Annotated in this window: 10 protein-coding genes; 3 read left to right on the top strand and 7 right to left on the bottom strand. The window is 27.4% G+C overall.

From position 1 onward, the window contains the following. Window positions 1-15 precede the first annotated feature (15 nt). Window positions 16-1,611, top strand: coding sequence for a DUF4116 domain-containing protein (locus AMN88_RS02445; RefSeq protein ID WP_075536261.1), 1,596 nt, complete (start codon window positions 16-18; stop codon window positions 1,609-1,611). Window positions 1,612-1,629: 18 nt separating this feature from the next. After that, window positions 1,630-2,481, top strand: a complete 852-nt coding sequence (locus tag AMN88_RS02440) for a hypothetical protein (protein WP_075536260.1) — start codon at window positions 1,630-1,632, stop codon at window positions 2,479-2,481. Between the two features lie 6 nt (window positions 2,482-2,487). On the opposite strand, the gene AMN88_RS02435 is transcribed toward AMN88_RS02440, so the two are convergent. From AMN88_RS02435 to AMN88_RS02425, 4 genes are read right to left on the bottom strand one after another with little or no spacing between them, the layout of a single operon-like run. Further along, window positions 2,488-3,063 (bottom strand): hypothetical protein, encoded by a 576-nt coding sequence (locus AMN88_RS02435; RefSeq protein ID WP_075536259.1) that lies wholly within the window; start codon window positions 3,061-3,063, stop codon window positions 2,488-2,490. A 24-nt stretch (window positions 3,064-3,087) separates the two neighbouring features. Next, the gene (locus tag AMN88_RS02430; RefSeq protein ID WP_143323665.1) at window positions 3,088-3,363 is read right to left on the bottom strand and encodes a hypothetical protein; all 276 of its coding nucleotides are present in this window, start codon (window positions 3,361-3,363) and stop codon (window positions 3,088-3,090) included. Beyond that, entirely contained in the window at window positions 3,347-3,517 is a 171-nt protein-coding gene (locus AMN88_RS04590) for a hypothetical protein (RefSeq protein ID WP_179850095.1), read from the bottom strand. Before AMN88_RS04590 ends, AMN88_RS02430 begins: the two co-directional genes overlap by 17 nt. Beyond that, complete coding sequence (locus tag AMN88_RS02425; protein WP_075536257.1) at window positions 3,514-3,852, bottom strand: hypothetical protein; 339 nt, start codon at window positions 3,850-3,852, stop codon at window positions 3,514-3,516. Before AMN88_RS02425 ends, AMN88_RS04590 begins: the two co-directional genes overlap by 4 nt. 62 nt (window positions 3,853-3,914) lie before the next feature. Between AMN88_RS02425 and AMN88_RS02420 the strand changes: the two genes are divergently transcribed. After that, the gene (locus tag AMN88_RS02420; RefSeq protein WP_075536256.1) at window positions 3,915-4,712 is read left to right on the top strand and encodes a hypothetical protein; all 798 of its coding nucleotides are present in this window, start codon (window positions 3,915-3,917) and stop codon (window positions 4,710-4,712) included. On the opposite strand, the gene AMN88_RS02415 is transcribed toward AMN88_RS02420, so the two are convergent. From AMN88_RS02415 to AMN88_RS04585, 3 genes are all read right to left on the bottom strand, one after another. Beyond that, the gene (locus AMN88_RS02415) at window positions 4,704-5,165 is read right to left on the bottom strand and encodes a hypothetical protein (RefSeq protein WP_075536255.1); all 462 of its coding nucleotides are present in this window, start codon (window positions 5,163-5,165) and stop codon (window positions 4,704-4,706) included. The two genes, AMN88_RS02420 and AMN88_RS02415, sit on opposite strands and share 9 nt — an antisense overlap. Before the next feature lie 27 nt (window positions 5,166-5,192). Beyond that, window positions 5,193-5,780 (bottom strand): hypothetical protein, encoded by a 588-nt coding sequence (locus AMN88_RS02410; RefSeq protein ID WP_075536254.1) that lies wholly within the window; start codon window positions 5,778-5,780, stop codon window positions 5,193-5,195. Window positions 5,781-5,880: 100 nt separating this feature from the next. Further along, window positions 5,881-6,078, bottom strand: a 198-nt coding sequence (locus AMN88_RS04585) for a hypothetical protein (protein ID WP_179850094.1), incomplete at its 5' end; no start/stop codon positions are given.

The following is a 6,078-nucleotide window of genomic DNA, read 5'->3' as shown; positions in this document are numbered from 1 at the left end:
AAAATATAAAAATATATGGATAAAAAAGAAGCATTAGAAATAGTTAAATCCTCTGGTTATGAATTAGAGAATTTATCTGATGAATTTAAAAAAGATAAAGAAATAGTTTTAGAAGCTGTAAAACAAAACGGTACAGTTATTCAGTTTGCAAATGATAGTTTAAAGAAAGATGAAAAGATAGTTCTAGAAGCCATTAAAAATAACGGTTATGCAATTGAATATGTAGATCAAATTTTTAAAAAAGATAAAAAAATAGTTCTTGAGGCAATTAAAATCGATGGAACACTTATTTCATATGCGGATAAAAGTTTAACTAAGGATAGAGAGGTTATTTTACATGCAGTTAAGGCACATGGTGCAGCACTAGAGTATGCGGATGAAGCCTTCAAAAAAGATAGAGAGATAGTTTTAGAGGCCGTGAAACAACATGGCTCAGCTATTCAATATGCTGATGAAAATTTTAGAAAAGATAATGAGATAGTTTTAGAAGCGGTAAAAAAAGATGGATATGCTCTTGAGTATGCTGATGATAGTTTTAAAAAAAAGAAAGAGATTGTTTTAATTGCAGTAAAATGTGAGGGTTCAGCTATACAATTTGCTGAAGATAGTTTCAAAAAAGATAAAGAAATTGTTTATGAGGCAGTAAAGCAATATGGTGATGCTCTAGAATATGTAGACGATACATTTAAAAAAAATAAAGAAATTGTTTTAGAGGCTGTAAAAAGTAGTGGTCGTTCGTTTGATTATGCAGACGAGGATTTAAAATATGATAAAGACGTAATTATTGAATCGCTAAGACAATACCACTCTAGCGCTTTAGATTACATTGTAGATGAAAATTTAACTAAAGATAAACAATTTATTTTAGAATTAGTAAAAATTAGTGGTCAAAATCTAAAATTTGCTCATGAAAGTTTAAAAAAAGACAAAGAGGTCGTTGATGCAGCAATAGAACAAGATGAAAGTGCAATTCAATTTGCTGATAAATCATTTAAAAAAGACTTAAAAGTGAATAAAGAAATTTACATGAAAACAGAGCCTGCAGGTAAAGTTGTCTTTGGTAAGTTTGATAAATCACAAGAAGAACTTTTCTACAAAAAATATTCTAGTAAAGAGGAGATAGTAGAGGATCTACAAAATATCGTTTATGGAGGCTTGACTAATTTTGAGGAATATGAAGGTGTGTTTAATTATGGTGAAAATGGTGACAGAGGTAACGAAGGTATAATTGTTTTTGAAGATAAAAAGATCCATATTCCAAAAGAAAAAGATATATATGAGGACGGTTTATATTTAACTTTATTGAGTTTATCAAAAGGATCTATTCAATTTGAATTTGAACTTAAAGATAAAGAAGAATTTGACTCTGAACAATTTCAAGAGATATCAGTTCCTGTAAGACTTCCAGAAATGATTGAGCATGAAAGATACGGTAATTCTGATTTTAATATTATAATTGATTGCGTTTACAAAGGTGAGTCTTTGCAAGAATTTCTTGACGCTGAATTGGTAGATCGAGGTTATGATGATCTAATATCGGTAATTGAAGTAAAAAATGGAGAAATGAAAAAGTTATATTCTAGTTATAATGGTATAGGAAAATATTTTTAAATACTTAATTAAATTCTTATGAAACTAAAACGTAATCTTAAAACCAATATAGTTGAGAGATATAATTCTTATCATAAGATTGTTAATGTTAAATATGCAAAAACGTTTATAAAAGATCATGGTGCTTTAGAGCATGGGTTGGGAAAATGTTTAGAGATCTTTTTCGATAAAAAATTCCAAGGTGGAAGCAAAAAAAAGGAATTAAATATTCACGAAATTGTAAATGGAAAAAAATTAGCAAAACCTTTTAGATGCGATTGGTATGCTAAAATAGATAATAAACATGTAGTTTTTGAATTTAATGGCAACCATCACTACCAATCTTCTTTTAAAATTTTAACTGATTGGAGAAAAAATGAGGTTCTAAGTGACCCTTCTAGGAATCACTTAAAAACAAAATTTATAATATTTAAAATTCCTTATTACATGCAACTTACCAAAGATTATGCTAATTTTCTTTTTGGAGATTTAGCGACAAAAAAACTTGGTAAAAGTTTTTTTTCAGATGAAAAATTCAAAAAAGCAATAAAAAAAATTTATAACACTTATAGAGAAGATCTAATTTATGCTCCGGGTCTTCACACTAGTAAACAAACACCTGCAACATTTAATGAGGATGGTATTGAAAGATTCCTAAAAGAAATGGAGGATATGAAAAAATATCCGAGTATTAAACATCAAGTTGTTCATTCTTTGAGATTGTATATTGATGATGTAACTTACTTTAATAAAAAACCCTGGAAAGACAATAAAGAATGGAAAAATTTAATAATTCCAAAAAATGAAAGTTTTTTAAAATTCTTTAACTTTGAGCCTGATAAAAAGTATCTAAATTGTTTTTTTGAAAGAGAAAAAAAAGATTACAAATAATTTGTTTTAAACATCGTCTCCCATTCTTACTTCAAAATTTTGAAAGTTAGGATTAGATGACTCTACACTTAATTGGTTTTTTTCCATATCTTTATAACTAATCGCATAAATTATTTTTAGCCCATCTAAGTTTGCAATATGAATATTAAACTCACCTGGTTTGAATTCATTAACTTCAAACAATTGATCTAAATTTTCCCACTCTCCCTTTTCTCCACTCTGACCAAAAAAATAAAATTTATCTGATAAATCTTCTTCTAATGAATGTTTGATATCTTCTTTAATATTAAAACCCTTGTTTTGAATTTCATCTAAAGTTAAAGGTATATTTAATAATTCCTCATTTTTTTCATTTACAATTTTTAAATATTGATCAGTACCCTCCTCTTCTAAAACTGGTCCATAATTATGAGCTATATCATCCATGTCAGACCATTCCTTAATCACAGGATCTTCCTCAAAACCTGTTACAGCATCTCTTAAAGCATCATTGTCTTGACAATATTTATTGTAAACTTGCTCTGATATATTTCCTAATACAATTTCATAACCATATGGACCTAATACAAATTTAATTTTCATAGAAGTGTATTCGTATCACAGAAACTATTTTTCATCATTCATTTCTAGTTCTGAATTATTGCAAATTGGACAAGACAATTTGTCTTTTAAATATTTTACCTCATCAACATAACCAAACCATTCGCAAGGACTACAAAAATAATCCCATTTAAATGGATAAATTTTACTTTTACAATCCTTAGTAGTTGGCAAGCATTCTTTACAAATATAAAAAATATTTTCTGCGTAAGAAATTTTTTTTCCACTTATTAAGTTAAATTTCTTTGTACATCTTGAACAAATACTATGGCTGGTCATCATTAGATTTATTTAACCAATCTATTGCTTTTTGAGGGACTTCATTTTTTTCTTTCCATTTCTCAATCTCACTCATATCAATACCCATTGCCTCAGCCGCCTCATCTAATTCAATTGCCAAATCAGCTAAAGCATTATCCCACTCTATGAAAGTCATTTACTTGCTCTCTTTATTTTTTTATTTCCAAGGGTGCTAATGATATTTAATTGGCTTTGATTTATCATTTTTTGGATGTTGTCTCCTAATAGAGCAGTAGTTGCATTCATCATAGAAATTGGTGTAACGCTATCAGAAACTTCCAAGACAGAGTTTGAAAGATAACTTAACCCGTCTAGCATCTTATCTATTTTTTTTTCAGCTTTAAGTGATTTTGCCTGTCTAAAACAATTCATAGCTTGTTTGGCATAGGAAGATGCTTTTCTAGAGTGTTGACTTGTACGTCCTGCTGAAGTTACCGCAACTCCTTTTGTAAATAATGATCTAAATCCCATAAATTCCCCTTTGTGATTAATTTTTCTTTTAGATTAACATAAGTTAAACTATTTTAGAATTAATGAATAAAATTGCTCTTTGTTATGATTTTGATGGCACTTTGTGCTCAGGATATATGCAAAATCAAAAACTTATACCTGATTGTAAAATTAATGTTGGAAAATTTTGGACAGAAGTAACCAAAAATTCAAAAAAAAATAAAATAGATCCAACATTGTCATATTTGTTGTTACTAGAAAATAAAATGTATGAAGCTGGAGTTGAAATTTCAAAAAAGACTTTCAATCAATATGGTAAGAAGCTTAAATTATTTCCTGGTGTAAACGATTGGTTTAAAAGAATTAATAATTTTGGAAAAAAACATAATGTTAAAATAGAACATTATATAATTTCTTCAGGACTAACAGATATGATTGAAGGGTGTAAGTTTATCAAACAAATTAATAAAGTTTATGCCTGCGAATACATTTATAAAAATAAAAGAGGGATATGGCCAAAACTTTCAGTAAATTATTCAAATAAAGTCCAATATTTATATAGAATTCATAAAGGGGCATTCGATGTTAGTGATCAAGAAGGAGTAAATAAAAAGAAATATTTTGGAGATAATGTTCATGTTCCTTTTGAAAATATAATTTTTTTTGGAGATGGAGAAACTGATGTTCCTACATTTAATGTATTAAATCAAAATAATGGTAAATCTATTTGTATATATGAGGAAGGTAATAAAAAATCTCTTAATATAGCAAAAAAACTATTTTCGGATGGACGTGTACATCATGTAGTTAAAAATGATTATAGAGATAAATCAAAAATTGACAGACTAATAAAAAATATAATTAAATCATTCTCAATTTAAAATTTTGTCTATTTCAGCAAATGAATTAGGAACGCTTTTTTCCTCATAACATTCATTTCCACCATTAGCTAATGTTCCTGATGTTTCTTTTGGTTTTAAACTTTTACCATCTTTTCTTTGATTATAAGCATAAGTTAAAACCTCTACTCGTGTTTTTTTAAAAATTTTTTTTAGTTTCTTTTCATAAATAATAGTTTCAGATTTATTCTTAAAGTATTTTAAATCTAATAAATTAAAATTAAAAAAATACCTATGATTTAGACCATTAAAAACTCGAGCCCAAATTTTTGTACTTCTTCCTAATTTTTTAACTTTAAGGTTTTTATCGTGTAGTAAGTAAACTGTAAATTCTTTAGGTTTCCCTTTTTTAACCCATCTATGATATTTATTCATCCATTGTGGGGAATATTTTTGTATATTATCTTCAGTTCTATTAGTTTTTTTTAATTTCATTTAATTTATTATTTACTTGTTCCTTTATCATTCACATTCACTACCTTTTAAGACTTGAAAGTCAAATAATTTAGGTGTTGGTGAATTACAATTTAAATTAAATTTTTTTTTATTATAGGTTATAGCGTACAACGCATACATGCCATCCATATTAGCAATATGAACTGTTAATTTTTTAGGTTCAAAACTTTTTGCTTCAATGGGTTCATCTTCATTTGTCCATTCGCCTTTTTCTCCTTGCAAACCATAAAAGTAATATTTTTTAGATAGGTCAATGGCATTTGAGTGATCATGTTTCTGTGGTATATCAATATTTATATCTGCTTTTACAAGTTTGTCTTCAGCAAGTGGAATATTGAATACCTCGTTTTTATCTTGATCAATAACTCTTAAAAACTGTGTATCAGAGTCTGCATCCTCAACTTGAGCACCGTATACATGATCTATATCATCAATATCAAACCATTCATTCAAATCACCTGGTTCACCAGTAGTAGTGACTCTTTTTCTTAACGCTACTGAGTCATCTTTATACTTTTCGTATAATTCTTTTGTAATTGTTCCTAAAACAATTTCGTTTCCATAAGGTCCGGCTTTAATTATAAATTTACTCATCAATTTTTATTATTAAAATTTATAAAATCATCTAATTCTACAATTATTAAACTTTTAATTTTAATGGTAATTAATTTTAAGTTTGTAACTAATGCTTTATCTATTTTAGATCAATACCGAAATCTTTATATAGATCCTTAATTGTTTTTAGCATTTCAATTTTAGTCTTATCATCGATTCCGTACTCTTTTGTAAAAAATAATTCTTGCCATCTTATAGCGGGTGGGGCATCACCGTTTAACTTATTTGATAAATTAAATTTTTCAATTACTTTCAAGCAAATATTGTCTTCATCGAT

This window comes from Candidatus Pelagibacter communis (assembly GCF_001180165.1).
Lineage (GTDB): Bacteria > Pseudomonadota > Alphaproteobacteria > Pelagibacterales > Pelagibacteraceae > Pelagibacter > Pelagibacter ubique_P.
The sequence above is the reverse complement of the archived record's forward strand: the minus strand, read 5'-3'. Positions and strand labels throughout refer to the sequence as shown.

Coding starts and splice junctions, on each gene's coding strand:
- AMN88_RS02430 (WP_143323665.1), bottom strand. CDS start 3,363: ATGATGACCAGCCATAGTATTTGTTCAAGATGTACAAAGAAATTTAAC.
- AMN88_RS02420 (WP_075536256.1), top strand. CDS start 3,915: ATGAATAAAATTGCTCTTTGTTATGATTTTGATGGCACTTTGTGCTCA.
- AMN88_RS02435 (WP_075536259.1), bottom strand. CDS start 3,063: ATGAAAATTAAATTTGTATTAGGTCCATATGGTTATGAAATTGTATTA.
- AMN88_RS02410 (WP_075536254.1), bottom strand. CDS start 5,780: ATGAGTAAATTTATAATTAAAGCCGGACCTTATGGAAACGAAATTGTT.
- AMN88_RS02440 (WP_075536260.1), top strand. CDS start 1,630: ATGAAACTAAAACGTAATCTTAAAACCAATATAGTTGAGAGATATAAT.
- AMN88_RS02425 (WP_075536257.1), bottom strand. CDS start 3,852: ATGGGATTTAGATCATTATTTACAAAAGGAGTTGCGGTAACTTCAGCA.
- AMN88_RS04590 (WP_179850095.1), bottom strand. CDS start 3,517: ATGACTTTCATAGAGTGGGATAATGCTTTAGCTGATTTGGCAATTGAA.
- AMN88_RS02445 (WP_075536261.1), top strand. CDS start 16: ATGGATAAAAAAGAAGCATTAGAAATAGTTAAATCCTCTGGTTATGAA.
- AMN88_RS02415 (WP_075536255.1), bottom strand. CDS start 5,165: ATGAAATTAAAAAAAACTAATAGAACTGAAGATAATATACAAAAATAT.